Source organism: Micromonospora sp. CB01531, assembly GCF_001905095.1.
GTDB lineage: Bacteria > Actinomycetota > Actinomycetes > Mycobacteriales > Micromonosporaceae > Micromonospora.
The window spans coordinates 1-26,494 of the sequence record NZ_LWLS01000102.1 but is presented as its reverse complement, the minus strand read 5'-3'; the positions used below and the strand labels follow the sequence as shown (position 1 = coordinate 26,494).

General features: G+C 72.8%; 26 protein-coding genes. 17 read left to right on the top strand and 9 right to left on the bottom strand.

Features of this window, described 5'->3' with window-relative positions:
* Positions 1-195: 195 nt before the first annotated feature.
* The 3 genes from A6A27_RS46960 to pip all read left to right on the top strand — a co-directional run bounded on the left by A6A27_RS46960 (position 196) and on the right by pip (position 3,289).
* Entirely contained in the window at positions 196-1,680 is a 1,485-nt protein-coding gene (locus tag A6A27_RS46960) for a DivIVA domain-containing protein (protein WP_073838211.1), read from the top strand.
* 219 nt (positions 1,681-1,899) lie between these two features.
* Entirely contained in the window at positions 1,900-2,274 is a 375-nt protein-coding gene (locus A6A27_RS31105) for an SH3 domain-containing protein (RefSeq protein ID WP_073838231.1), read from the top strand.
* Between the two features lie 49 nt (positions 2,275-2,323).
* Positions 2,324-3,289 carry a prolyl aminopeptidase gene (gene pip, locus A6A27_RS31100; RefSeq protein ID WP_073838210.1) on the top strand — a complete coding sequence of 322 codons (966 nt, stop codon included), beginning with the start codon at positions 2,324-2,326 and terminating at the stop codon, positions 3,287-3,289.
* A gap of 59 nt (positions 3,290-3,348) precedes the next feature.
* On the opposite strand, the gene A6A27_RS31095 is transcribed toward pip, so the two are convergent.
* A complete protein-coding gene (locus A6A27_RS31095; RefSeq protein ID WP_143194263.1) occupies positions 3,349-4,107 on the bottom strand; it encodes a hypothetical protein in 759 nt (252 codons plus the stop codon).
* 100 nt (positions 4,108-4,207) lie between these two features.
* On the opposite strand from A6A27_RS31095, the gene A6A27_RS31090 reads away from it, so the two are divergent.
* A complete protein-coding gene (locus A6A27_RS31090) occupies positions 4,208-5,095 on the top strand; it encodes a metallophosphoesterase family protein (RefSeq protein ID WP_198940521.1) in 888 nt (295 codons plus the stop codon).
* Positions 5,092-5,751: a 4'-phosphopantetheinyl transferase family protein gene (locus A6A27_RS31085; protein WP_073838208.1), complete on the top strand. Its 660-nt coding sequence runs from the start codon at positions 5,092-5,094 to the stop codon at positions 5,749-5,751. Before A6A27_RS31090 ends, A6A27_RS31085 begins: the two co-directional genes overlap by 4 nt.
* A gap of 34 nt (positions 5,752-5,785) precedes the next feature.
* Here the strand turns inward: A6A27_RS31085 and A6A27_RS31080 are convergent, their stop codons facing one another.
* Positions 5,786-6,517, bottom strand: a complete 732-nt coding sequence (locus A6A27_RS31080; RefSeq protein WP_143194262.1) for a S1 family peptidase — start codon at positions 6,515-6,517, stop codon at positions 5,786-5,788.
* A 251-nt stretch (positions 6,518-6,768) separates the two neighbouring features.
* On the opposite strand from A6A27_RS31080, the gene A6A27_RS31075 reads away from it, so the two are divergent.
* The gene (locus tag A6A27_RS31075) at positions 6,769-7,455 is read left to right on the top strand and encodes a hypothetical protein (RefSeq protein WP_073838207.1); all 687 of its coding nucleotides are present in this window, start codon (positions 6,769-6,771) and stop codon (positions 7,453-7,455) included.
* A 5-nt stretch (positions 7,456-7,460) separates the two neighbouring features.
* On the opposite strand, the gene A6A27_RS31070 is transcribed toward A6A27_RS31075, so the two are convergent.
* Positions 7,461-8,060 carry a PadR family transcriptional regulator gene (locus A6A27_RS31070; protein ID WP_073838206.1) on the bottom strand — a complete coding sequence of 200 codons (600 nt, stop codon included), beginning with the start codon at positions 8,058-8,060 and terminating at the stop codon, positions 7,461-7,463.
* A 99-nt stretch (positions 8,061-8,159) separates the two neighbouring features.
* Between A6A27_RS31070 and A6A27_RS31065 the strand changes: the two genes are divergently transcribed.
* Complete coding sequence (locus A6A27_RS31065; protein ID WP_073838205.1) at positions 8,160-10,982, top strand: FtsX-like permease family protein; 2,823 nt, start codon at positions 8,160-8,162, stop codon at positions 10,980-10,982.
* Positions 10,983-10,984: 2 nt separating this feature from the next.
* A complete protein-coding gene (locus A6A27_RS31060; RefSeq protein WP_073838204.1) occupies positions 10,985-11,731 on the top strand; it encodes an ABC transporter ATP-binding protein in 747 nt (248 codons plus the stop codon).
* Between the two features lie 39 nt (positions 11,732-11,770).
* Here A6A27_RS31060 and A6A27_RS31055 read toward each other — a convergent pair whose 3' ends face one another.
* The gene (locus A6A27_RS31055; RefSeq protein WP_241825532.1) at positions 11,771-12,205 is read right to left on the bottom strand and encodes a ChaB family protein; all 435 of its coding nucleotides are present in this window, start codon (positions 12,203-12,205) and stop codon (positions 11,771-11,773) included.
* A gap of 77 nt (positions 12,206-12,282) precedes the next feature.
* Entirely contained in the window at positions 12,283-12,729 is a 447-nt protein-coding gene (locus tag A6A27_RS31050; RefSeq protein ID WP_073838203.1) for a phage holin family protein, read from the bottom strand.
* A gap of 153 nt (positions 12,730-12,882) precedes the next feature.
* Here A6A27_RS31050 and A6A27_RS31045 point away from each other — a divergent pair, with 153 nt between their 5' ends.
* From A6A27_RS31045 to A6A27_RS31020, 6 genes are all read left to right on the top strand, one after another.
* Complete coding sequence (locus A6A27_RS31045) at positions 12,883-13,860, top strand: hypothetical protein (RefSeq protein WP_143194261.1); 978 nt, start codon at positions 12,883-12,885, stop codon at positions 13,858-13,860.
* Between the two features lie 225 nt (positions 13,861-14,085).
* Positions 14,086-14,739, top strand: a complete 654-nt coding sequence (locus A6A27_RS31040) for a hypothetical protein (protein ID WP_073838201.1) — start codon at positions 14,086-14,088, stop codon at positions 14,737-14,739.
* Between the two features lie 131 nt (positions 14,740-14,870).
* A complete protein-coding gene (locus tag A6A27_RS31035) occupies positions 14,871-15,191 on the top strand; it encodes an STAS domain-containing protein (protein ID WP_073838200.1) in 321 nt (106 codons plus the stop codon).
* A 172-nt stretch (positions 15,192-15,363) separates the two neighbouring features.
* Positions 15,364-16,239 carry a DMT family transporter gene (locus A6A27_RS31030; RefSeq protein WP_073838199.1) on the top strand — a complete coding sequence of 292 codons (876 nt, stop codon included), beginning with the start codon at positions 15,364-15,366 and terminating at the stop codon, positions 16,237-16,239.
* A 69-nt stretch (positions 16,240-16,308) separates the two neighbouring features.
* Positions 16,309-16,905, top strand: a complete 597-nt coding sequence (locus tag A6A27_RS31025; RefSeq protein ID WP_073838198.1) for an ArsR/SmtB family transcription factor — start codon at positions 16,309-16,311, stop codon at positions 16,903-16,905.
* Positions 16,902-18,155, top strand: coding sequence for an MFS transporter (locus tag A6A27_RS31020; RefSeq protein ID WP_073838197.1), 1,254 nt, complete (start codon positions 16,902-16,904; stop codon positions 18,153-18,155). Before A6A27_RS31025 ends, A6A27_RS31020 begins: the two co-directional genes overlap by 4 nt.
* A gap of 96 nt (positions 18,156-18,251) precedes the next feature.
* Here A6A27_RS31020 and A6A27_RS31015 read toward each other — a convergent pair whose 3' ends face one another.
* The 4 genes from A6A27_RS31015 to A6A27_RS31000 all read right to left on the bottom strand — a co-directional run bounded on the left by A6A27_RS31015 (position 18,252) and on the right by A6A27_RS31000 (position 21,161).
* Positions 18,252-19,010 carry a peptidylprolyl isomerase gene (locus A6A27_RS31015; protein ID WP_073838196.1) on the bottom strand — a complete coding sequence of 253 codons (759 nt, stop codon included), beginning with the start codon at positions 19,008-19,010 and terminating at the stop codon, positions 18,252-18,254.
* 220 nt (positions 19,011-19,230) lie between these two features.
* Entirely contained in the window at positions 19,231-19,989 is a 759-nt protein-coding gene (locus A6A27_RS31010; RefSeq protein WP_073838195.1) for an SRPBCC family protein, read from the bottom strand.
* A 106-nt stretch (positions 19,990-20,095) separates the two neighbouring features.
* A complete protein-coding gene (locus tag A6A27_RS31005; protein ID WP_073838194.1) occupies positions 20,096-20,551 on the bottom strand; it encodes a DUF6069 family protein in 456 nt (151 codons plus the stop codon).
* A 1-nt stretch (position 20,552) separates the two neighbouring features.
* Entirely contained in the window at positions 20,553-21,161 is a 609-nt protein-coding gene (locus A6A27_RS31000) for an ArsR/SmtB family transcription factor (protein WP_198940520.1), read from the bottom strand.
* A 151-nt stretch (positions 21,162-21,312) separates the two neighbouring features.
* Between A6A27_RS31000 and A6A27_RS30995 the strand changes: the two genes are divergently transcribed.
* The 3 genes from A6A27_RS30995 (at position 21,313) to A6A27_RS30985 (ending at position 26,312) form a co-directional block, all read left to right on the top strand.
* Positions 21,313-22,608, top strand: coding sequence for an ROK family transcriptional regulator (locus A6A27_RS30995; protein ID WP_083673006.1), 1,296 nt, complete (start codon positions 21,313-21,315; stop codon positions 22,606-22,608).
* A gap of 209 nt (positions 22,609-22,817) precedes the next feature.
* On the top strand, positions 22,818-23,264 hold the full coding sequence (locus A6A27_RS30990) for a DUF1801 domain-containing protein (protein WP_073838193.1): 447 nt from the start codon (positions 22,818-22,820) through the stop codon (positions 23,262-23,264).
* Between the two features lie 582 nt (positions 23,265-23,846).
* Positions 23,847-26,312, top strand: coding sequence for a M14 family metallopeptidase (locus A6A27_RS30985; protein ID WP_073838192.1), 2,466 nt, complete (start codon positions 23,847-23,849; stop codon positions 26,310-26,312).
* Positions 26,313-26,494 lie beyond the last annotated feature (182 nt).

The following is a 26,494-nucleotide window of genomic DNA, read 5'->3' as shown; positions in this document are numbered from 1 at the left end:
GGCGGACCGCTGCGGCCGGTTCACTGGCACCGGGTCGACCTGGTGCACGACCGGTTGGACGCGCAGGGCGCCCGGCCGGGGACCGGGGTGGGGCAGGACCCGCGCGCCGGCGACGGTACCGTTGCGCCTCATCATGCCCTTGCGGGGCGGTCGTCCGCCGGCCCGCCGCTGGCGTACCTGACGGAGGATGGCGCAATGTCCAACGGCGAGGAAGCGTTCGCATCCCACGACGACGTGTCCGTACGGCCGAGGTTCGACCCGGCGCTGCGCGGCTACGACAAACGCCAGGTGGACCGGTATGTCGAGCAGATCGAAGCCGAACTGTCCGCATCGGCGGCCGGCCGGGACCGGGCGTACGCGCAGGTGCGGGAGCTGACCATGCAGGTGCAGCGGACCCAGGCCGAGGCGGCGGAGCTGCGGCAGCGACCGGCCGAGGTGGACCGGGCGTCCTTCCGGGACCTCGGTCCGATGGTCGAGCAGATCCTCGACCTGGCCGAGCGGCAGTCCGCCCAGATCACGGAAACCGCGACCAGGCGCGCCGCCGACCTGCAGGAGCAGGCCGAGAAGGCACTGGCCTCGGCGCAGGAGGAGGCCGTCCGGCAACTGCGGGAGCTGGAGGAAGAGCTGTCGGCGCGCCGCGCCGAGCAGGAGAACGCGCACGAGGAGCAGCGCGCCGCCGCGCAGGCGGAGCTCACCGCGATCCGGGAGATGGCCGAGAAGCTGCGCGTCGAGGGGCAGGCCGCCCACGAACGGGCGCAGCAGGAGGCGAAGCGGATCGCCGAGCAGAGCGCGCAGCAGGTCGACCAGGCCCGCTCCGCCTCGGAGGCGCTGGTGAAGGCGGCCCGTACCCAGATCCAGCAGGAGGTCCAGGCCACCCGGAGCAAGGCCCAGCAGGAGCTGGCCCAGTGGCAGGCCACCATGGCCCGCGAGCTGGACGAGCGGCGGGCCGCCGCCGAGCAGGAGTTGGCCGACCGGGCCAGCGCCGCCGAACGGGACATCGCCGCGCTGGTCGCCGAGGCCCAGCAGTACGCCACCGAGGTCCGCGAGCGGGCCGACCAGGAGACCGCGGCGCACCAGGAGCAGCTCTCCACTGTGCAGCAGGAGATTCAGCAGCGGCAGGAGACCCTCACGCAGCTCCAGGCCGAGCTGGGCAGCGTCGGCCAGCGGCTGGAACGGACCCGCCAGGAGATCGCCACGGTCGAGCAGGAGGGGGCCGCGCTGGAGGGGCGCCTGGTCGAGGTACGCCGGGACCTGGCGGCCGAGACCAAGCGGCTCGACGAGGCGCGACGGGCGGCGGACCTCGCCGAGCAGCACGCCAAGGAGACCCGGGCCCGGGTGCAGCGCGAGGCGAAGCGGGTGGCCGACCTGGCCGCCGCGGCGGTCATGGCAGCCGCCGCGGGCGGCGCGGCAACCGCCGAGTATCCGCAGGTCGCTCCACGCCTCCTCGGCGACGACGCCGGGCAGGACGCGGCCGACCGTCCGGCAGCGGAGCGCTCCGAGGGCCGGGAACTGCCGACCGGTGACGCGAACACCTCGCGCGCGCCGCTGAACGGCCCCGCCTTCGACGCGTTCGCGGTGCGTCCGCCGGCGCAACGCACCGCGCCGGAGGCGGAGTCGGCCGTGCGGACCGCCGAGCAGCCTGCGGCGGGCCCCGACGTCGGGATCTCGGCCAACGCCTGAGCCGGCCGTCCTGACCGGTGCCCTGCCCGGGTCCCGGTCAGGATCCGGCCGGCCCGGCGCCGGCTCCGTCCGGTGTCGAGGCACGTCGTCCGGCCGCCCGGCATCGCACCACGCCCAGGCCGCCGGAACGCCGGCCGGCGAACTCTTGATCTGCATCTTGAAGCATGCAAATATTCGGATCACTTTGCGTGCTGCTCCGACTTCGAGGGGTTGATCAACGTGCGGAAGGTTTCCTCCATCGCGACGGCCGTCGCGCTGGCGACCGCCTGCTCCGGCGTCGCCGTCATCAGTGCGGCGGCGCCGGCCGGCGCATCCTGCAGCCACTCCCGCACCAACGTCGACACCGCGGGCGGCCAGCTCTTCAACGCCAGCAACGTCAACATCCGCTCCGGCCCGCACACCAGCTGCGCCTCCCTGGGGTATGGGCAGTACACCCACAACGTCGACTTCTGGTGCTTCACCAACGGCGACAAGGTCACCGCCAACGGGCACACGACCTACACCTGGACCTACCTGAAGGACACCACGACCGGCGTGTCCGGCTGGGTGGCGGACGCCCTCCTCGACAACCTCGGCAGCAACATCGCCTGCTGACCGACGGCCGCCCCCACCGGCGGCCCGCGAACGGGCAGGATGGTTCGCCATGACCACCGAGCCCCGCCTCTACCCGCCGATCGAGCCGTACGCCACCCACCGGATCGCCGTCGGTGACGGACACGAGCTGTACGTGGAGGAGGTGGGCCGGCCGGACGGCGTGCCCGTGGTGTTCCTGCACGGCGGTCCCGGCGGTGGCCTCGTCCCGGCGGCGCGGCGGTTCTTCGACCCGGACCGCTACCGGGCCGTGCTGTTCGACCAGCGCGGCGCGGGCCGGAGCACCCCGCCGGGCGGACTGCGCGCCAACACCACCTGGCACCTGGTCGACGACATCGAGGTGATCCGCGAGCGGCTCGGGATCGACTCCTGGCTGGTGTTCGGTGGCTCGTGGGGGGTCACCCTCGGCCTGGCGTACGCGCAGAGCCACCCGGACCGGGTCACCGGCCTGATCCTGCGCGGCGTCCTGCTGCTGCGGCGCAGCGAGCGGAACTGGTTTTACCAGGGCGGGCTGCGCCACCTCCAGCCGGACGAGTGGGACCGGTTCATCGCCCCGATCCCCGAAGCGGAGCGGGACGACCTGCTGGGCGCATACCACCGGCGGCTGCACGGGCCCGACGACGCCGAGGCCCGCGCGTGCGCCGTCGCCTGGGGGCGGTGGGAGGCGGTGAACTCCGCGCTGCGCCCCGACCCGGACCTGCTCGCCCACTTCACCGCCGACGAGCACGCGCTGCCGATCGCGCGGATCCTCTCCCACTACGCGCTGCACGGCGGCTTCTTCACCAGCGAGACGCAACTCCTCGACGGGGTGGACCGGATCCGCCACCTTCCCGCCGTCATCATCAACGGCCGCTACGACCTCTGCTGCCCACCGGTGTCGGCGTACGACCTGGCGCGGCGCTGGCCGGAGGCCGAACTGCGGATCGTGCCCGACGCCGGCCACTCCGCGGCGGAACCGGCGATCGCCCGGGAACTGCTGCGCGCCACCGACCACTTCGCCGACCTGCTCACCGGCTGAGCTTCGTTTGCGGGGCCGGCCTTCGCCGCCTGCGCCGGGCTGGCCGCCGCAGTCACCCGTCATTCGCCCAGGAGCGCCCGGACGGCGGCGGCGATCACCGGGTCGACCGGGAATCGCTGCTCCAGCCAGCCCAGCGTCACCCGGGCCGCCTCCCGGTTGCCCCGGTAGCCGGGCACCATCTCGGCCAGCGGCAGCACCTCCGGCGGGTACGCCCGCTCCACCCGGCGGCTCGGGTCGAACGGGTCCCGCCGGTGCGCGGCCGCCGGAGCGGTGAGCCGCAGCAGGGCGAGCACCCGGTCCACCGCGTACGACTGGATGAACCGCGCCGCGGTCAGCCGTTCCCCGCGCAGCTCGCGGTGCAGGCCGACGTAGAGGTTGGTGAGCGCCTCGTTGAGGTGGAACTCGACGGTGTCGTACGGCGTGGCGGGGCGTGCCGGTGGCCCGCACTCGGCCAGCCCGGCGGGCGCGTCGGGCCGCTGCCACACCACCCGGGCGCCGGTGAACGGCAGGCGCCGCAACTCGTCCACGGTGAAGACCGCGTACTCGACGAAGATCCCGTCGGCGTAGAGCGCCTTGCGGCCGTTGCGTTCGTTGGCGAAGCTGTACGCCACCGGGCCGGGCGCGGCCAGCCAGTCGACCGACTCGACGTAGCGGGGCACCGCGCCGTGCGCGACGACGAGGAAGAAGTCCAGGTCGGAGTGGGCGTCCAGCCGGTCGTGCTCGGCGCCGGCCGAGCCGAGGCCGAGCAGCGCCACGGTGTCCGGCCGGGTGGCGAGGTGAGCGGCGAGGTCGTCGAGTCGACGCAGCATCGGGTGCAAGCCGTCGTCCCTTCCGTGAAGAGTCGACGTTTCAGCCCGTACGGCCCTGCTCGCCGCCGGGGTCGCGACACCGATGCGGCCCATCATCGTTCTCCGGCGAATGCCGCACAAGCGCACCTGTCCCGCCCCGGCCGACAATGGCAAGATCGATCGGGTGACGGGTTCGCTGTTGGCGGTCAGTGACCTCCATGTGTCGTACGCCGAGAACCGCCGCATCGTGGACGGCCTGCGACCGGAGTCGGTGGACGACTGGCTCATCGTGGCCGGCGACGTCGCCGAGCTGTTCGGGCACGTGGAGCGGACGTTGCGCCAGCTCCGCGACCGGTTCGCCAGGGTGATCTGGGTGCCGGGCAACCACGAGCTCTGGACGCACCCGGCCGACCCGGTGCAGCTGCGCGGCCGGGACCGGTACGACGCGCTGGTCCGGATGTGCCGCGAACTCGGCGTGCTGACCCCGGAGGACGACTATCCGGTGTGGCGCGGCGACGGTGGGCCGGTCACCGTCGCGCCGCTGTTCCAGCTGTACGACTACTCGTTCCGGGCGCCCGGCACCACGTCGAAGGAGGCGTCGCTGCAGCGCGCGTACGACGCCGGGGTGGTCTGCACCGACGAGCTGCTGCTGCACCCCGACCCGTACCCGGACCGCGAGTCCTGGTGCTGGGCCCGGCTCGCCGAGACCGAGCGGCGGCTGGCCGCCGTCGACCCGGCGCTGCCGACGGTGCTGGTCAGCCACTGGCCGCTCGTCCGCGAACCCACCGAGGTCCTGTGGTACCCGGAGTTCGCGCAGTGGTGCGGCACCGACCGGACCGCCGACTGGCACGTCCGCCACCGGGCCGTCGTCGCGGTCTACGGGCACCTGCACATCCCGCGCACCACGCACTACGACGGGGTGCGTTTCGAGGAGGTGTCGCTGGGCTACCCGCGCGAGTGGACCCGGCGCGGTGCTGAGCCGCGACCGATGCGGCGGATCCTGGGCGGTGCGGCGTGATCGAGGCACTGCTGCCGCCGGCTGCCGTACCCGTCGAGGCGTTCTCGGATCTTCCCGGTGAGTCCCCGTACCCGGGCGAGGAGGATCTCGTCGCGAGGGCGGTGGAGGCCCGCCAGCGCGAGTTCGTGACCGCCCGCCGGTGCGCCCGGGAGGCCCTCGCCCGCCTCGGGTACGCCCCGGCCCCGATCCGCTCCGGCCCGCGGCGGGAACCGGTGTGGCCGGCGGGCGTGGTCGGCAGCATCACCCACTGCGCCGGCTACCGGGCCGCGGCGGTCGGCCGGGTCACCGAGCTGGCCGGCCTCGGCATCGACGCGGAACCGCACGCTCCCCTGCCGGACGGCGTTGGCGCGCTGGTGACCGTCGCCGGTGAGCCGGACCTGCTGGGCCGCCTCGCCGACGCCGACCCGGGCGTGCACTGGGACCGGTTGCTGTTCAGCGCCAAGGAGTCGGTCTACAAGGCGTGGTACCCGCTGACCGGGCGCTGGCTCGGCTTCGAGGACGCCGAACTGTCGGTCGACCCTGCCACTGGAGCCTTCGCGGCCCGGCTGCTGGTGGACGGCACGCGTGCGGACGGCGGCCCGCCGCTTACCGAGCTGCGCGGCCGGTACCTGGTCGCCGCGGGTCTGGTCGTCACGGCCGTCTCGGTGGCCCGCTGACCGCTCGGCACCCCACCGGGCTTGCCGGGCCGGCTCAGGGGATGGTCAGGCCGTACGCGGTGAGGATCTCCCCGATCGGCTGGTAGTAGCTGGTGCCGCCGCTCGCGCAGTTCCCGCTGCCACCGGAGAGGATGCCGAGGATCGTGCCGGTCGAGGGGTCGTAGAGCGGACCGCCGCTGTCGCCGGGCTCCGCGCAGATGTTGGTCCGGATCAGCCCGTACACCGTGCCCTCGGCGTAGTTGACGGTCGCGTTCAGTGCCGTGACGCTGCCGCACCGCACGCCGGTGGTGGCGCCGCTGCGGCAGACCCTCTGACCGACGTACGCGTTGCCGGCGCGGTAGATGGTGAGCATGCCCGGATAGGTGTAGACGGCGCTGGGGTGGTCGACCGTGCCGGTGTAGCGCACCACGCCGTAATCGTTGCCGGGGAAGCTGCTGCCGGTCACGTAGCCGAGCACTGTGGTGTGCGCGCTGTCGGCGTACCAGGTGTCGGCGAGGCTGGTGCAGTGCCCGGCGGTGACGAGGTAGTTGGTGCTGCCGCTGCGGACGTTGGCGCCGAGCGAGCAGCGACCGCCGCCACCGTAGACGGCCTGGCCGCCGGCGATCAGGGGGCGCAACCGGCCGGGCTCCCGGCGGAGCACGGCGCCGCCGCGGGCCGCTGCGTCCCGCAGCGCCGCCAGCTCGGCCCCGGTGACCGTGCCGTCGACGGTCAGGGTCATCCGGCCGGTGGCCGGGTCGAGGACCCAGGCGGTGCCGGGGGTTCGCATCTCCGCGAGCACCGCGGTGGCGCGGTCCGGGCCGGGCCTGGGCGGTGGCCGGGGTGCCGACGAGCAGAGCGGCCAGGACGAGCGCGACGAGTGGCAGGCGACGCATCCAGAGCTCCTCTTCAATCGTTGAGGGTCGATACATCTCAGCATCCGCGCGGGCCGCCCGCCGGGCAAGCCTCGGTAGGCCCCGCTGCCACCCCGGCGCGGTGTCGTTCCCCTGATCCGCCGACGCGCGGGAGTACGGTCCCGGGATGACCACGGAAACCGCCGCCCGCTACACCAGCAGCGACCTGCTCGACTACTACGTCCTGCGCGCCGAGGCGGACCCCGGCCAGCTGGCGGGCCTGCTGGTCGAGGAGTTCGTCCTGGCGGACGACCTGGCCGCGGCACGACTGCGCAGTGCCGGGTGGACGCCGGCCGACGGCGGCTGGTGGAGTTCGGCCGCGTACGCCCGGGCGGTCCGCACCGACCCACGGCTGCGCGCCCGCCTGGCGGCGGTCGACCGGGCCACCGCCGAGGCGACCTACCACCGCCTCGGCGGCGGCGACCTGCCCGCCGAGGAGGAGCTGCGCGGCCACTTCCGCGACGACGTTCCGCTGGCCACCGGTGCGCCGCTACGCCTGAGCGACGGCCCGGACGTCCACCGGATCCTCTTCGCCGGTGAGCTGGACGACCGCCGGTTGGCCCGGCTGGGCGCGCTGCTCCGACTAGACGATCCGGATGGGGCGCGGCCCGGCGTGGTCGGCACCGGCCGGCTCCGGGTCAATGACACGAACGTCCGCTGGGACCTGCGGCGCGTCGGCGGCGGCATCGCCTGGTGCCTCGACGTGACCGCCGAGCCAGCCGGCGGCGACGCGCTGCCCTGGGTGCTCCGCCAGCTCATCGGCGTGGCGCGCGCCCATGGTCTGTTCCCCGCCACGATCGAACGCCTCGCCTGACCAGCTCAGCCGGCAGCGCGGGCCTCGCCGGCGGCGTCCGCTGCCGTCCGGCTGCGACCGGCGGCCAGGGTGGCGAGCAGCGCGCCACCGTCGGCGAGCAGCGCCGCTTCGGCGTCGTCGACGAAGGCGAGGTCGGCCTCGACGTGCCGGGTGGCGGCCGAGAGCAGTAGCCGGACCACCGGGTCGTCGGTCCTGCGGCGCAGTCCGTCGAGGTTGCGCAGCTCCCGCATGAGGTGGCCGCGCTGGTTGCCGAGCACGGTCCGGACGGTTGCCTCGGCACCCGAGCGGGCGGCGGCGGTGACCTTGAGGAAGAAGTCGTCCCGGAATCCGCCGCTGCGGGGGCTGGGCTCGGCGAGCCACCGGTGCAGCTCGGTGCGGCCGGCCGGGGTGATCTCATAGACGACCCGGTCGGGTTTGACCGGCTGGGGCTGCCGCTCGGCGACCACCAGCTCGTCGCGGGAGAGCCGGTCGAGGATCTGGTATAGGTGGCCGATGTTGAGCGGCCCCCACTGTGGGCCGACGGCCGCCTCGAAGGCGCTCTTCAGCTCGTAGCCGTAGCTGGGGCCCCGGGCGAGCAGGGCCAGGACCGCGTGCTGGATCGCCACCGTCTCCTCCAATCCGGGCTGGACGCCTCCGGCCCGTAGGGTCTTGCATTGTCACAATGTATCGCGCAGAGTGTGGGGCAGCACACGGGGAGGCGCGACATGCTCAACTTCGTCTGGAGGCAGCTGCGCGGCCGTGCGGGACGGTCGGTGGCGCTGCTGGTCGGCGTACTGGTGGCCACCACCGGTTTCGTCGTCCTGACCGGCGCCACCACCACCTCCCGCCTGGCGGTGACCGGCACGGTGGAGCGGAGCACCCGGGCCGCGTACGACATCCTGGTCCGTCCCAAGGGGACGCGCACGCCGTTGGAGGCCGAGCGCGGGCTGGTCCGCCCCAACTACCTCTCCGGCCTCTACGGCGGCATCACCACCGCGCAGTACGACCAGGTGCAGGCGGTGACGGGGGTCGACGTGGCGGCACCCATCGCCATGCTCGGCTACTCCACCACTCCCGTGCCCACCCCGCTGGACCTGACCGGCGCGGTGGACCGATCGCTCGCGCGCCAGGTGATCCGGGTCGACCCGACCTTCGTCGCCGAACGCGGCCTCTCCGCCGCGCCGGGCAAGCCCCGCTACGTCTACGTCACCAAGAACCCGGTCATCTACCCACGCCTCACCGTGGAGTTCGACAACCGGTCGACCCCGTACTCGGACGGTCGGTCCTATCCCTACGAAGAGGCGTGCGGGCCCGTCCCGCGGGAGGTGCTGCCGGACGGGCGGTCACTGCCCGTCTGTGACCCGGGATGGGCACTGATCGGGGAACCAGGGACCTACTCGGAACGCGCGGCCTGGCGGGTAGACGTCGTCCGGTTGCTGCCCGACGGCCGCTTCGAGAGCTCACCCGGCATCCTGAGCGGCGGCGACAGAGCCACGACCACGTCGGACCGGCTCGTCATGGCGTACGACCTGAGCGTGCCGTTCCTGCTGGCCGCCGTCGACCCCGCCGCCGAGCAACGCCTCATCGGCCTCTCCAACGCGGTGATCGCAGGCCGCGCCATCCGCATCGACGACACGATCATCGAAACCAGTGCCGGCGCCGGAGTCAACCGGGAACTGCCGGTCCTGCTCACCGCCAGGTCCTTCATCGACGAGGCCCTGACCGCGCGCCTCACCCGGCTGCCGGGCACCAGTCCCGCCGGCGTGCCGGGGCTGGACCTGGAGAAGACATTGGCCGGCACTGCCGGCATCCCCGCCGGCGAGGGCCAGTCCACTGTGGCGGACGGGCACCGCGCCACGCTCGCCGCGGGACTCGGCAGGACCGGATGCTGCGTCGGCCAACTGCAGAACGTGCTGCAGTCCGGTGACGTGCGGTACGAATGGTCGCCCGACGGCAGCCTGCGGCCGGCCGCACGACCGCCCATCGCACCGGACCTGTACGGGGCACGCTTCACGGGCAACCCGCTGCCCCGCCCCTGGCTGGCCGACGACCGCGGCTCGCGCGCCGGACGACCACTGGCGCTGCCGAAGGATCCGTACGCGTTCCGGCTCTGGCGGGCGGTGGGGGTCTTCGATCCGGACCAGCTGGCCGGGTTCAGCGATCTGGGCAAGGTGCCGCTGGAGACGTACGAGCCGCCGGTGGCGGAGGGCGCCGACGCGCGCAGCCGCGCCGCGCTGGGTGGGCAGCCGCTGGAGCCGAGCGGCAACCCGGCCGGCTACCTCTCGGCACCGCCGCTGCTGCTCACCAACCTGGCCAGCGTGCCGGAGCTGCTCAAGGGCGGCAGCAGCCCACAGCTGACGGCGCCGATCAGCGCGATCCGGGTCAGGGTCGCCGACGTGCACGGGTACAGCAAGCGCTCGGCTGAGCGGGTCCGGCTGGTCGCCGAGCAAATCGCCCAGGTGACCGGCCTGGATGTCGACGTCACCCTCGGTTCGTCGCCCGCCCCGCAGACCGTGGAGCTGCCCGCCGGCGCGTTCGGCCGGCCGGAGCTGCGGCTGACGGAGAACTGGTCCGCGCTCGGGGTGGCCTCCGCGATCGTCGAGGCGGTGGACCGCAAGAGCGCCGCGCTCTTCGTGCTGGTGCTGGTGGTCTGCGTACTGTTCCTCGGCAACGCGGTCTCCGCCGCCGTCCGGGACCGCCGCCCCGAGCTGGCGGTGCTCGCCTGCCTCGGCTGGCCGGCGCGCCGGATCGGGGCGCTCATCCTCGGTGAGGTCACCGCGCTGGGGCTGGCCGCCGGGCTGCTCTCGGTCGGCCTGGCGTTCCCGCTCGGTGCCGCGCTGGACATCGCCGTCGACTGGCGGCGAGCGCTGCTCGCCGTACCGGTGGCCCTGCTGCTGGGACTGGTCGCGGGCCTGGCGCCGGCGCTGCGGGCCGCGCGCGCCCACCCGGCCGCCGCGCTGCGCCCGCCGGTGGCCACCGCCCGATGGGTACGCCGACCCCGCTCGCTGCCCGGCCTGGCCCTGGTGAACCTGGTCCGTGCCCCCGGTCGCACCCTGCTCGGCGCGGGCGCGCTGGCCATCGGGGTGGCCGCGCTGACCGTGGTCGCCGCCGCCGTGTACGCCTTCCGCGGCGCCATCGTCGGCAGCCTGCTCGGCGACACCGTGTCGCTGAGCGTGCGCGGCGCGGACGCCATGGCGGCGGTGGCGACGGTGTTGCTGGGGGCGGCCGCGGTGGCCGACGTGCTCTACCTGAACATCCGCGACCGCGCCGCCGAACTGGCGACGCTGCGGGCCACCGGCTGGACCGACGGCGCGCTGCGCCGCCTGATCGGATACGAGGGACTGCTCCTCGGCGCGCTCGGCGCGCTCACCGGCGCGAGCCTGGGCCTGGGCGGGGCGGCCTGGCTGGTCGGCGAGTTGCCCCCGTCGCTGCTGCTGGTGACGGCCGCCGTGGCGCTGGCCGGGATGCTGGTCACCTGCCTCGCCGCGCTCGTCCCGGCCGCGCTGCTGCACCGCCTCCCCACCGCACGACTACTCGCAGAGGAGTGACCATGGATGCGACCCCCGGCAGCGCGGTCCGGGCATCGGGGCTGGTCCGGCAGTTCCGCGCCGGCGCCGAGCGGCTCACCGCCATCGACGACGTGTCGCTGGAGATCGCACCGGGCTCGGTCGTGGCGCTGACCGGGCCGAGCGGCTCCGGCAAGTCCACCCTGCTGCACATGATCGGCGCGATCGAGCAGGCCGACCGGGGGACCGTGACGGTGGACGACGTCGAGGTCACCGCGCTGCGCCGGGCCGCCCTGGCCCGCTACCGGCAGCGGGTCGGTTTCGTCTTCCAGCGCTACCACCTGCTGCCGGCGCTCACCGTGCTGGACAACGTGATCGCGCCGGTGCTACCTCGACGGGGACGCGGCGACCACCCGACCCGGGCCCGGGAGCTCCTGGCGGCGGTGGGGCTGGCCGGCCGGGAACGGGCGCTGCCCGCCCAGCTCTCCGGCGGTCAGCAACAGCGGGTGGCGATCGCCCGGGCCCTGATGGGTGCGCCCCGGCTGCTGCTCGCGGACGAACCGACCGGCAACCTGGACTCGACGACTGGTGCACAGATCCTCGACCTGCTGCTCGACCTGCGCGACCGGCACGGCATGACGATCCTGCTCGCCACCCACGAGCGGGCCATCGCTGCCCGTTGCGACCGGCTGATCCGCCTCAACGACGGACGGGTCGTCGAGGACGTCGACCTCACCGAGGGCGAGGACCCGGCCGACACGTACGACCGGGCCACTCGGCTGCGGCTGTAGTCCCGCCCACGCGTACCCCGGTGCCGGGGCCGGTCCGGCTCAGCGTTTGCGGGCCCGGGCGGTGGCGCGCGCGTTCGCCTTCTCGATCGCTCGGACCAGGTCGTCCTTGTTCAGGTCCTGCGGGTCCTCGATGCCCACCTTCCGGGCCACCTCGTCGAGATGGCTCTTGCTGGCGTTGACGTCCACGCCCTGCGCGGTGGGCCGCCGCCGTTGCGCCGACTCCGGTGTGCCCAGCGCCGCCTGCGGATCCGACGGTCCCCGGTGCTCCTTCGGTTCCCAGTGGTCGCCGACCTTCTCGTGGGTGTGCTTCAGCGACGCGTACGCGGTCCGGTGCGCCCGCTCCCCGTCGCCGTAGGTCTCCTCGGCCGACTCCAGGGTCTTCTTGTACGTCCGTACCGCCTTGTCGTCGGAGCGGGCGACGGTCGACGGCACCTCGGGCCGCATCTGTTCCGCCTGCTCGTGCTTGTCCCCCATGGCTGCTCCCTCCCCTGCGGTTCCCTGCCGGCGCTGCTGGCCCGCGGTCGGTTCCGGCCGGCACGGACCCGGTCGTGTCATCGCTCCCAGCCGTCGCGGGCGGCGGAGGTGCCGGCGGGGACGACCCGACCAGCGGTGCTCGACACGGCGTTCCCGACCTGGTCGGCCAGGCGTGCGGAGCTGCCGCCCGCGGTCCGCAGCCGCTGCAGGCCCAGGCCGCCGAGGAACACGGCTGCCGCGAGGTAGCCGGCCGTCAGTCCCGCCGCCGCCATCCGCCGCGGCAGCACCGCCTCCAGCATCCGCAGCGTGGTCGTCGAGGCCGCCCCGATCCCCAGCACCACGCACCCGCCAGCGGCGGCCAGCAGCAGGAAACCGACACCCGCCGGCCGGGCGGCGTCGGTCAACTGCGCCCGCACCGCCCGCACCTCCTCGCGGACCACGTCGGCCACGTCCGCCGCCAGGCGCTCGGCCGGGGCGCCCCGCCCCGCAGGCCCGCCAGCACGGCCTCCGACGGTGTCACTCATCGGGCCTCCCTACGACTCGTCAAGACCCGCCTGCGTACCCGGAAACCGCGACGGCATTCAGCCAGCCCGTGTGTCGGAGGGTGCCCGGACGGTCACGACGGGCACAATCTGGGGTCGTGGCGTGAGCAGAGGTGCTCCCTCCGGAGGTGCCCGTTGTCGCGGTGTCAAGGCCGACTGACCAGGTGGACGCTGCGTGGCATCCTCCTGTTCGGCGGCGTGCTCGCCGTCTGGGGCCTGTCCGGCGCGGTCGCGGAGGACCCGGCTCAGGCTGCCGCGCCGGCTCGATCCTGCCTCCTCGGGGACGCGCTCGACGGCGCCGACCGGATCCTCGGCGGTGCCCTGCGCTGCACGCCGCACTCCGCGCCCGGTTCGGAGGGGGCTGAAGCATCCGCCGTCGGGGGCGGCGTGCCGGCGGTGAACAGGCGCCAGCCGCCGGCACCGGCTCCGGCGAACGCCCCACCCGCGCGGGTGCCGGCACCGGCACGGCCCGCGCCGCACACCCCCGTCCGTCCGAGCGTGGACACCGTCGTCGAAGCGGCCACCCCGGTGGCCGGTCGGGTCGTGGACCTCGCCGCGCCCGTCGTTGCGGAAGTCGCCGGGACAGGGCTGCTGAAACCGGTCGGCAGTGTGCTCCGGCCGCTGGTCGAGCCGATCGTGGACGTGCTGCCGCCGGTCCTGGACCCGGTGCTCGACCTGACCCAGCCGATCATCGGCCCACCCGCCACGCCCGCCGACCCGGTTGTGACCGCGCCACCGGCGGTGGCCGACGGCGCACCGGCGGCCACCGCACCCGACGCGCTCGCCCACCCGGCGCCATCGCTGGCCGCCAGCTATCCGGCACCCCCGGCACCGCCCCGCTGGTCACCGCCCGCGGGCCGCGGCGCGGAGCCACCGGATGCCACCGCGCTGACCCGGGTGCAATGGCCGGGCCACCCCGGCCACACCCCCGGCGCGACGCCTGCCGCTCCCGCCCGCACCGCCGCCAGCGGCTCCACCCACGGCGGGATCAGCCTCCCGGCCGACGCGTGCCGGCCCTCCTGGGCCCCGGACCTGCACCTACTCGGCCTGTGCGCCGGTGGGTGCGACCCGCTCGCGGACCGCTCGTACCGGCCGGACCCCAGACCCGCCTGAGCATCCCGGGCCGCTGCCGCCAGCGGAGACGGAACGGCGGCAAGGCCGGGTGGTGAACGGGTAACCGCGCCTGGTGCGCTCAACCCGATACCCGGTCGTCGCGAATCCCTGCGTCGGCTCAGCGGCCGTCACCGCTGCCGCTGGAGCACAACTGTCGCCGGCTTCGCCCGCTCGCAACCGGGACCGCTCGGCCGTCCACCGATCACCTGAAACCAGGAGAACTCCGTGCACCGCACACTGCCCGTCTGCCGCGCCCGTTGGCAGGACATCCCCGACATCGTCGCGCTCGTCGTCGATCCCTTCGCCGGCAGCACCGTCGGCGCGTGGCTGGTACCCGACGAACGCCACCGACGTGCCGTGCTCACCGCCGCCATCCGCCTCTGGATCGAGCACGCTCTCCTCTGCGGCGAGGCGTACCTCCTGCCTGGCCACTCCGCCGCCGCGGTATGGCTGCACCGGTACGGCCCCGTTCCACCGCCGACCGAGTACGGCGAGCAGCTCGCCGTCGCCTGCGGCGACTACCTGGACCGGTTCCTCCACCTCGACGACGTCCTGGCCACCCACCGGCCCGCCAATCCCCACAACCACCTGGCGTTCTTCACGGTCGCGCCGAAGCCGCACCGGATCAGGCGGGCCACCGCACTGCTCACCACGAGCAGCGCGCGGATGGGCCAGGCCCTGCTCCCCGCCTACGCGGAGGCGACCACGATCGCCGAGCGAGACCTGTACGCGCGGCACGGTTACGTCGCCCACGAGCCGTTCCGGCTCCCCGACGGCAGCATCGCGTACCCGATGTGGCGCGGCCCGGGTCGGTGGCGGGTCGGCCACCGCCCGCTCAGCCCGGCGATCTGCCCGTATCGGGCCGCCTCGGCGGCATAGCCAGGGTGGCTGGCAAAGCCCCGCCCAGGTTCCTTGCCGGAGGGCAATCTCTGAGTGGACAGGCAGCAGCATATGGTGCTCGAACAACGGCGAGCCACGAGGGAATCGACGCATGAAAGAACACGGGACTCGTGAGTAACTTCACCATCAGTACGTCTTTCGCGGCGGACGGCACGACGCTGCTCCATGTCCGCGGCGAAATCGATGTCTCCACCTCCGCCGAACTGCTGGCCGCTGTCGTGAACGAGGTCAACCGCCGACGTCCACCCAAGCTGGTGGTCAACATGCTGCATGTGACGTTCCTCGACTCCACCGGCTTGACGACCCTTCTCTCCGCTCATCGGGCCGCCCAGCAACTCGGCACCGCGTTGGTCGTACGTGAACTCAGCGCTTTTGTGCAAAAGCAACTGCGGGTGGCCGGTATCTACGAAATCCTCACCGAAGTCCAGTAGTCGGACGGTCGGCAGCCGCTCGTTGCCTTTCCAGCGGCAGCGGAATAGGTGAGACGATTCCGCACCGATTCGTTCCGCAACTTCATCCGCCGGCAGCCGCGGACGAGGGCCAACTGCTCGGCGCCGGCCGGGAACCGGCGCATCGGACGGAGAAGAAGGGGTACGCCCTTCGGTGGTCTTCATCCTTGCGCTCGGCGCCGCCCTGCTGCTCGGGACCGGTTCGGTCATCCAGCAGCGGGTCGCCTTCCAGGCCCCGGACGGCCTGGCGCTGCACGTGGGACTGCTGTGGCATCTGGCCCGGCAGCGCCTGTGGCTGCTGGGTCTCGCCGCGACCCTGATGGGCGGCGCGCTCAGCGGTCTCGCTCTCGGCCAAGGCTCGGTCGTGCTGGTGCAGCCCGTCCTGGTACTGCGCCTGCTGTTCGCCCTGTCGGTTGCGGCGCTGTGGACCCGGCGCCCGCTGCGGCGGCGGGACTGGGCGGTGGCGTCCGCGGTCACCGTCGGCATGGTCGCCTTCCTCGTGGCGGGCAGTCCCGGACCGGGCAACCCGGAGGGCGTGCCAGCCTGGGACTGGGCGGTGGCGGCGGCCGCCATCGGCGCGCTGACCTGGGCACTCGTCCGCACCGCGCGCCGGCTGCGCCCCAACCAGGAAGCGCCGATGCTGGCGATCGGGGCGGGCATGCTGTTCGGGCTCCAGTCCGCGCTGACCCAGTCGGCCTCGCACCGGCTGTTCACCCAGGGGCTGCTGGCGCTGCTGACCAGCTGGCAACCGTACGCCGTGGTGCTGATCGGACTGCTGGGCACGCTGCTCGCGCAGAGCGCGTACGACCTCGCCCCGCTGTCCGTCGCCTATCCACCGCTCGCCGCGGCCGAGCCGCTCGCCGGTATCGCGGTCGGCATCGGCGTGCTCGGTGGGACGCTGCGGCTGACGCCGGGGGCGATCTCCGTGGAGGCCATCGGCCTGATCGTGATGACGCTCGCGGTGTACCTGCTGGCCGCGTCCCCGCACATCGTCGGCCACCGCGATGAGCCGGCGAAGAAGAAGCACTGACCGGACCCCGTCCAGGCCTCGAAGCGAATCATCGTTGCCAGCGAGGACGTGAGAGACTACTTTCGAAACATGCCTCTCAAGAATCCCTACGGGGACTTCGAGATCACCGACCCACAGGCGCTGCGGGCCCTCGCGCATCCGGTGCGGCTGGCCGTCCTCGGCCATCTCCAACGCCATGGCCCGGCCACCGCGACCCAACTGTCGCCGCACGTGGGCGCCACCCCCTCGGTGGTCAGCTGGCACCTGCGCCACCTGGCCTCGTTCGGGCTGGTGACCGACTGGGACGGGGCCACCAACCGGCGCGAGCGCTGGTGGCAGGCGGCGGCCAAGGGGTTCCGGTTCAACCTGCCCGACGACGCCGACGGGCAGAACGCGGCACGCCAACTCCAGGGCGAGATGTTCGCCCAGAGCGCCGAGCTGCCGCAGCAGTGGCTGCTGCACGACGAGCCGCAGCTGGACACCGCGTGGCGGCGGGCCGCGGGCATGGCCAACACCCGGATCATGCTCAGCGCCGAGGAGATGCAGCAGCTCAAAGACGACGTCGAAGCCCTGATCGCCAGATACGTGCAGCGCCCGGAGGCCGAGGCGCCGGCCGGGGCTCGAGGCGTACGGCTGCTGCAGTACGTCCTGCCGGAGCCCGACGGCGACGAGCAGACCGAGGCATGAGCGCCGTCACCGCCGCCCCGGCCGGCACGGTCCGGACCGGCCGGCACTTCCGGGCGTTCTGGCTGGCCCAGACGATCTCGCAGTTCGGTGACCGGATCACCGAACTCGCCCTCCCACTCATCGCGGTCACCATGCTGGCCGCGACCCCCGGCCAGGTCGGCCTGCTCACCGCCCTGATCTGGCTGCCGTACCTGTTCGGCGTGTTCGTCGGCGCCTGGGTCGACCGGCGTACGCACAAGCGGCGGCTGCTGATCGTCGCGGACCTGGCCCGCGCGGCCGTGCTGGTCAGCCTGCCCGTCGCCTACCTGCTCGACGTGGTCAGCCTGGCCCAGCTGTTCGTCGTCGCGGTGCTCAGCGGCGCCGGCGCGGTGCTGTTCAGCATGGCCTACCCGTCGTTCTTCGTCACGCTCGTGCCGAGCGCGGCCTACATCGACGCCAACAGCAAGCTCAGTCTGAGTCGAGCCGGATCGTTCGTCGCCGGTCCCGCCGTCGGCGGCGCGCTGATCCAACTCCTGACCGCACCCGTCGCGCTCGCCGCCGACGCCCTGTCGTTCCTGGGATCCGCGCTGCTGATCCGGCGCATCCCGGCCGGCGAGGCACCGCCGGCACCGAACCGCTCGTCGACCCGCGAGCTGATCCGGGACGGGCTGGCGCTGCTGCTGAGACACCGCGTGCTGCGCGCCGCCCTCGGCGCCACCACCACCGTCAACTTCTTCACCTTCATCGTGTCGGCGCTGCTGGTGCTCTACGCCAGCCGCGAGCTGGGCCTGTCGGCGGGCGCCATCGGGCTGGGCATGGGTGCGGGCGCCCTCGGCGGCCTGGCCGGCGCGGCCCTGGCCCCGCGGGTGACCCGAGCGATCGGCGTCGGCCGCACCGCCATCATCGGCACCGCGCTCTTCCCGGCGCCGCTGGCGCTGCTGGCACTGGGCGGCGGCCCGACCTGGACGAAGATCGCGTTGCTCGCTGCGGTCGAGTTCGTCTCCTCGGTCGGTGTCATGCTCATGGACATCAACCTCAACGCCCTGATCACCAAGGTCACGCCCGACGGCGCCCGGGGGCGGACGGCCGGCGCGTACAGCACCATCAACTACGGCATCCGCCCCCTGGGTGCGCTGATCGGCGGCTGGCTGGGCACCACCATTGGACTGCGTCCCACCCTCGTCCTCGCCGGCCTTGCCGGCGTCTCCGCCGCCCTGTGGCTGATCCTGTCACCCGTCAGAGCCATCACCACGCTCAACGACGAGCCCTGATACCACGCACGGCCACGGGCCGAGCGCCCCTGACGCCTTGGTTGCCCACCGGCGGCCCCGTCACGCCTACTCGGCGCGGCGGGGCCGCTTGGGGTTTCAGCGGCCCCGGGTGGCCCGGCCGATCTCCACCGGCAGGGCCGGCGCGCCGTCGACCGGTGCCGGGTCCTCCGGCGTGGCGGCGATCCCGCCGGCCGCGATCCGGTCCAGGGTCGCCAGGCCGGCCTCGTCCACCGTGCCGAAGACGGTGTAGTTGGGCCGCAGCGCCGAGTCGGACTGCACCAGGAAGAACTGGCTGCCGTTGGTGTCCGGGCCGGCGTTGGCCATGGCCAGGGTGCCCCGGGCGTAGAGCCGACGCACGCCGGTCGGGTCGGTCGGCGCCGGCGGCAGGTTGGTGGGCAGTTCGTCGGCGTACCGGTAGCCGGGACCGCCCTCGCCGGTGCCGGACGGGTCGCCGCACTGCAGCACCTTCAGCGTCGGGTACGCGGTGAGCCGGTGACACGGCGTCCGGTCGTAGAACTTGTGCCGGGCCAGGTGCAGGAAGCTCTGCACGGTGCACGGGGCTTGTTCGCGGTCGAGGGTCAGCCCGATCGGGCCCTGGCTGGTCCGCAGGGTGACCCGGACGGTGCCGCGGTCGGGGGTGTGTCGGGGGTCCGGCGGCAGCGCCACCGGCCGGGCGGCCGGCTCGTCCGGCGTCGGCGTGTACGCGCACGGGCCTTTCGTGGGCGCCGGCGCGGCTGCCGGTGCCGCGGTCGCGGCGGCGCCACCGGCGGCGACCAGCGCGGCGGACACCACCGCCACGCCTGCGAGGCGGGACAGCAACTGCGGGATGGCGTGCGGTCGGATATCGCTCGGCACGTGGTCCTCCCTGGACTTGTGGTAGCAGAGAGACCGGAGTCTATGGAGCCGGTGACCCGATGTCGATGACTCGTGCTGTCGGCCGGTGCCGGCGCATCCCGTCGGAGTGGATGCCCGGCGGGGTTGGCCGTCCTTCGCGAGGCGTCCGGCGGGAACGGCCGCTCCCGGCGTGGGAGCGGCCGTTCCCGGTCGTCGCGGTCGACGGGCTGCCGCCGACCGGTCAGCCGATGGGGAGTTCGTTCACCCAGTTCTGCCAGGCCTGCTCGACCCGGGCCGGGTCCTGGTCCGCGGCGAAGATGTGGTGGCCGAGGACCAGGACGTTGCCACGCTCGTTGCCGGAGTGCAGGAACCGGTAGAGCGCGTCGCCGGTGCGAACGCCGAAGTAGGTCGGCAGGCCGGCGAGGTCGACGACCCCGTCGATCGGCGGCAGGCCGTCGACGGTGAGCCGGGCCCGCTGCCCCTCGGTGATCGGGCCGGTGATGCCGAACGCGTCGGCCACCGCCGCGAAGGCCTGGTCCGGGGTGCCGGCCCCGGGGCGGAACGCGGCGACCGGGGCACCGGTCCGGCCGGGGAACTGGGCGAGGTAGGCGGCCAGCGTGCCCAGGTACATGTCCCAGCCGGCCTGCATCGCCTCGTACTCGGTCTCCCAGTTGTCGCTGAGGACGCCGCTCTGGACCAGCCGCAGCACCGTGGCGCCCTGGTCGCGGCCCTCGATCAGGTACTCAATGGCGTTGAAGGCGCCGTCCGGCCCGGACTCGGCGCGGATGGCGAACCGCTTCCCCGGCTCCCATGCGGTGACCGTCGCCTCGTCGGTGTGGCCGGCCATGGTGAGGCTGCTGCGACCGCCCTCGCGCGGCTCCACCGCGTTGCGGCCCATGAACCAGGAGTCGAGGCCCGGCCCGGTGGCGATCGCCTCCCACACCTGCTCGGGGGTGGCGGCCAGCTCGATGTCCTTCTGCAGTTCGAAGTGGTGTCCCATGATGCGGAGCCTTTCCGGTGATCGGTGTCGTCGAGAGTTCTGTCGAGTCGCTTACTGGTGGCCGGCGCCTTGGCTGGGGCCGGGAGGTGGTGGGTCCGGGGGTGGGTCAGCGGGCGGCCGCGCCGGCCCGGTGGCGGAGCATCGGCAGCAGCGCCACGGCCACCACGACGTGCAGCACGCAGAGCATCAGCCGGGTGTCCCCCGTGGCCTGCTCGATGAAGACCGGGATGAACGACGCTGCCAGCACCGTCCCGGCCAGCCCGCTCCAGACCGCCCGGGCGTGCCGGGTGAACCGTTCGAGCAGCGTGAGGGCACCCCAGCCGAGCAGCCCGAAGACCAGGCTGAACACGGCGATCTCCGGCAGGATCAGCGGGTGTGCCTGGGTGGCGCCGGGGTCGGTGAGCGTGAAGTCCACGCCGGCCGCGCGGCCGACCAGGTAGAGCATGCTGTTCGCGGCCACCGCGGCGGCCACCCCCAGGGCGCGCTGGCGGCGGGACGTGCCGCTGACGGTACGGCTGGCCGGGCGGGTCCGGGCAATGATCGGGCTGGTCGTGGTGGTCATGTCAGGACTCCTCGGATTCGTTGCCGGTCGTGGGGTTGACGCTGGGGTGCAGGGCGAGCACCACCCGGTGCTCGCGGCCGCCGGGGGCGTTCTCGTCGTGGTACCTGCTGACCAGGGCGCTCACCGTGGCGGCCAGTTCCTCGGCGAAGGCGGCCCGGTCGCGGGCGGAGGCGAACCGGACGGTGGCGTCGACGGCGAACGTCGCCACCCGCTTCTTCGCCCGGTCCGCGCCGGTGATGAGCGCGCCGACGTCCTGCACGAGCCGGGCGGCGACCGCGAGCAGCCACCGCGCGGACAGCCGGTCCGGCGCGTCGGACGGGTTGGGCCGCACGGCCGCGAGGGCCGCCGGCGAGATCACGTACGACGCTGCGGTGGCCTGCATGACCCGTTCGGTGACGTTGCCCTTGCGGCGCTCCTCCACCAACTCGATCAGGCCGTGCTGCTCGAGCGCGCGGAGGTGGTAGTTGACCTTCTGGCGAGGCAGGCCGACCCGGGCGGCGAGCATCGTCGCCGAGGCCGGCTCGGCGAGTGCGGCCAGCAGCCGGGCCCGCATGGGGTCCAGCGACGCCTCGGCCGCCGCCGGGTCCTCGATCACTGCGATGTCGAACATGACCCCACTCTCCCACCGACAATTTTTCTTGTCAAGACAATCTTCCTTGTCGGTTGGCCCTGTGGTGCTACCGCTCGACGAAGGAGGTGCCTGCCGCACACGGCCGCCGGGATAATGGACCCGCGACGCCGCAACACCGCCGGAGGTCGGGTTGGTCCAGGACGAGATCCGCCGACGTAACCTCGGCACCCTGCTGCGACACGTGCACCTGGGCGGTTCGCTCTCCCGTGCGGCGCTGGGTGAGCGGATGGGGCTGAACCGCAGCACGATCATGGCGCTGACCGCGGAACTCACCGCCGCCGGCCTGGTCCGTGAGGACCCGCCGACCGACACCGGGCGGGCGGGCCGGCCGTCGCTGGTGGTCCGCCCCGAGTCCACCCGGGTGTATGTGCTGGCGTTCGACGTCGCCGTGGGCTGGCTCGTCGCCGCCCGGGTCGGGCTGGGCGGCGTCATCCTGGACCGCCGGCGGGCGCCCCGTCCACGTGCCGGAGCCGACCTCGACCGGGTGGTCGAGGTCCTCGCCCGGTTCGGTCGGCAACTGCACGAGGCGGCGCCGCCGGCCTCGGTGTGCGTCGGGGTCAGCGCGTCGTACTGCGGGATGATCCGGCCGGGCGACGGCATGGTCCGCTTCGGACCCGACATGGGCTGGGTGGACCAGGCGTTCGGCACCGAACTCGGCCGTCGGCTGGGGCTCGACCTGCCGGTGTCCGTGGGCAACGAGGCCCACCTCGGAGCGCTGGCCGAGCAGCAGCGCGGGGCGGGCGTCGGCTTCCGGAACCTGATCTACCTGCACGGCGACGTCGGCGTGGGCGGCGGGATCATCGTCGGTGGCAAACTGCTGGACGGCGAGGGTGGATACGGCTGCGAGCTCGGGCACATGGTGGTCAACCCGTACGACGGGCGGCCCTGCGGCTGCGGCTCGCGCGGCTGCCTGGAGGCGGAGGTCGGCGAACGGGCCCTGCTCGACGCCGCCGGACGGCCCGCCGAACTGTTCGGCCGCGACGCCCTGCGCGCGGTGGTCGACGACGCCGGCCGCGGCGACCCGGTGGCCCGGGACGCGCTGCACCGCGTCGGCGACTGGCTCGGCATCGGGGTGGCGAACCTGATCAACCTGTTCAACCCCGGCATCGTGATCTTCGGCGGCATGCTGCGCGACGTGTATCCGGGCGCGGTCGACCCGGTCCGCGCCCGCATCGCGGCCAACGTGCTGCCGGTCGCCAGGGAGCGGGTACGGCTGCACACCTCGGCGCTCGGCGACGACGCCACCCTGGTCGGTGCCGCCGAACTCGGCTTCTTGGAGCTGCTGACCGATCCACTGGGTACGCTCGCCCGCACGGCGACCGGGACCCGCTGCCCACGGCAACGCCAACCCGCAGCATCGCCGAACCGACCGCCCGGAACACCCGTGTCCAGGGCACCTCGGACGGCCCCGCCGCCAGGTGCTTAGCACTCCCGCCGGTCGGCGTCGGCAGTCGTCGCGGTCAACTCCGTCCCCACGGGGGCTCGACCAGTGACTGGCGGAGATCCGACCGGCGGCGGCCGTGCGGCGGTCAGGACGGCTGTGCCGGGGCCGACCGGTGGTGGCTGCCCGGTCCGGGCTGGGCGTCGACATCCATCGCGAGCTCGGTGTCACACTCCCGTGGCAGCATGACCGGCATGGCGACATCGAAGCAGCCGGTGACCGTCCCGACCGACGCCAGCGTCGATGACTTCCTGGCCGCGGTCCCCGACGAACGCCGGCGGGCCGACGCCGAACGCCTCCGCACGTTGCTGCGCGAAGTGACCGGCGAGCCCGCGGTGATGTGGGGCCCGAGCATCGTCGGCTTCGGCAGCTACCGCTACACCTACGACAGCGGACGCACGGGCGACTGGCCGCTGGTGGGTTTCTCGCCGCGCAAGCAGCAGCTCGTCGTCTACCTGGTGGGCGGATTCGAGGAACGGCACGCCTCGGTGCTCGCCCGGCTCGGCCCGCACAAGACCGGAAAGGGATGCCTCTATCTCAACCGGCTCGACGACGTCGACGAGAGCGCGTTGCGTGAACTCGTCGACCGGACGGTGCGGGTGCACAAGGGCGTCGACCGGGCCAGCAGACACGGGCAGTAGCGAGGTCGCGGGTCTCCTCCCCCAGCAGCGTAACCTTCGAACGAGCCGGCGTCCCGCGTGGGCGAACCGGCGATGAACTGCTTCCCGGCCGACCCTGACCGGGCTCGGCGAGGCATGACCAGCACCTGACGGCGCGCCGAGCGCACGGCGAATGCCCTGGAAATCGGGTGATCGGTGGGCGACCAGCAGCGGCGATGGCGGACCGTCCAGACACGATTCACCGATGCCTCAAGTAATGCTCAAATCCGGTTCACGCGCCACAACGCCGCTAATAGATGCACATACGCTCCCCTCGGCTCCAGCCCGCTCCGATCGCTTCGGATTCACAGGGAGGTTGCATCCCAAGATAGGCCCAAGGGCATCCAAAAGGTGCAATGGCACAACCGACTCCCGGTGTGGGAGCGGTTCGAGATCGACGCGACCCCGGCGGGGAGACCTACCTCCCGATCCTTTTCACGACGGCGACCATCGTCGTTCCCAGGCTCACCGCGCGCGAGCTCAGCACGACCGTCCTGGTTGGACCGGCCCGAGACGCGGTCGGCCACCACTTCAACCACATGCCACAAGCAGAAGGAGGGGAGAATGCGACGTACCCAAGTGCGCATCGCACTTCTCGCGCTGCCCGCCCTGGTGGGGAGCGTCCTCATGGCGTCCGCGCCCGCCGGCGCGGAGCCGACGGCGGGCTCGGGGCGCTCCCAGCTCGAGGACCCGGCACAGGTACGCCTCGTACACATCCAGATGGCCGGCGCCGACATGCTGGACCAGGTCGTCGCCGCGGGCTTCGACCTTGAGCACGGCCTCAAGCGCGTACCGAACGGCATCGAAGGCGAGGCGGTGGTGACCGCCGAGCAGATCGCCGAACTCGAGGCGATGGGCGTCGAAATCCTCGGCGACGACGAGGGCTTCGCATGGAGCAACGAGGCCGACGGCGGCATCCAGGCCCGCCGCGCGCAGGCTGTCCAGCTGCTCAGCCACGAGGAGACGGTACGGGTCGTCCGCGCCGACTGGTTCACCACGAAGGGCCAGGGTTTCCTCTACGTCGAGGCTCGGACCACCGCGGGGCAGCAGACGAACCCGATCGTCACCATGCAGCTCGAGAACGACTCGGGCGCGGGCTCGTCGTTCGGCTTCGCCCGGACGATGAGCCGGTTCGTCGACTCCGGGCAGTACATGTTCCACCGGAACCTGTTCAAGCTCGACGCACGCCCGAGCCAGATCCGGGTCACGAGCTCGACCGGCGGCGTCACCACCGGCTACGTCTCCAACTGGCTCGAGGACGGCGCGCCGCCGCTGACCGCGAACCCGGCCTACAAGTGGGACTTTGTCGATGGCTACCGGACTCCGCAGCAGCTCTACAGCCGCGCTGAGGAGATCGCCCGCCAGTACCCGGACATCGCCGAGATCGTCTACCTGCCCAACAAGACGAACGGCTACCAGCGTAAGGCGCAGGCCACGATCGGCGGTACCGGGCAATCGGCGGTCGTCGTCAGCTCTGCGGCGTGGGGCCACGAGGGTGGCAACGACGTCACCGTCGAGTTCGTGAACCGGCCGGGGGCGAACCTCCCGCTCACGGTCGAGGTGGCGGGCAAGGCGGTCCGCGTCCTCCTGGCCAAGGATGCCTCCGGTGGGCTGGCGAGCACGGCCGCCCAGGTGGCGACGGCGCTGAAGACCCAGTCCCAGGGCCTGATCGACCGGGCGCACCCGTACCGGACCAACGCGGGCACCGGCATCGTCGCCGCGACGTCCGGCCCGGTCGCGCTGACCGACTTCCTCAATGAGAAGCGCGCCGGCGCACCGGAGGGCGAGGTGCCGCGCGGTCCGGCGACGATCCCCGTCCTGCGGATCGGCAAGCACCGCGACGGCAGGAACCCAGGTGTCCTGATCCAGGCGCAGGACCACGCCCGTGAGTGGGTGCCGGCGACGACGTCGCTGGAGTCCGCCGAGCGCCTGGTGCACAACTACAAGTCGGACTGGGAGACGAAGAAGATCGTCGACAACACCGACGTCTTCTTCATCCTGTCGAACAACCCCGACGGGGCGAACTACAGCTTCTACAACTTCGCCTCGCAGCGTCGGAACATGACGAACCACTGCGCGGACGACAACGCCGATCCGGCCCGGCGCAACTCCTGGGGCGTCGACCTGAACCGGAACTACCGGGTCGGGTCGGGCCACGACGGCTACTCGGGCGGGTCGACCAGCTGCGTCAGCGACACCTACCAGGGACCGGAGAAGCTGTCCGAGCCCGAGTCGAAGAACATCATCTGGCTGGTCGAGAAGTACCGGAACATCAAGTTCATGATGTCGGTGCACTCCAACGGCGGCCAGCTGTTCTGGCAGCCGGGCGCCTACATCGCGGACGGGCGGATCACCACGCCGCGCCCGCCGCTGGGTGACGAGGCGTTCTACTGGCAGTCGGCCTCCCGGATCCTGTCGCAGGTCAAGGCGCACCGGCAGACCGTCGTCACGCCGGAGAACGTCGGCGGCTCGTCGGACGTCCTCTACTCCTCCGCCGGCAACGTGCGCGAGGACCTGTACCACAACTACGGGATCTACGCCTTCGGCTGGGAGGTCGGCGGCTCGATCTACAACCCCACCACCGGCAACTGGCAGGGCGGCTCGTTCCAGCCGGCCTGGGTGGGCAACCCGGAGCTCGTCAGCGGCCACGCCGAGACGATGGAGTACGCCAACGGGATCATGGAAATGTTCCGGGTCGCGGCGGATTGGGGCCAGGACAACAAGAAGCCGACGTCCAAGCTCGTCCCCGGCGGCGGGAAGTACTCTGGGCCCGTCGACGTGCGCTTCGAGACGAGCGAGCCGGCCACCATCTACTACACGACGGACGGCAGCCGGCCCACCCTCGAGTCGCCCCGCTACGCGGCGACCGAGTTCCGTGAGCCGGGGCAGGTGTTCCACGTGACCGAGACCACGACGTTCAAGTGGTTCTCGGTCGACTCCGCCGGCAACATCGAGCAGAACTACGACCCGACCAACAACGACACGCGCAACAACTACCGCACGACGACGATCACGGTCGCCAACCAGTAGTCCCGCGCCACACCCATCCGCTGATCATTGCCTCGTCAGTGCGGTTCCGGCCGCACTGACGAGGCAATGCCCTGCATGCTCAACCCGTCTGGCGCGGTGGCAATTCCAGCATCAGTTGAGGAAAGCGCTCGGGCCACCCGGGCGGGAGCGCTAAGTGCTGCTCGGCGTTAATTCGTCGGGGG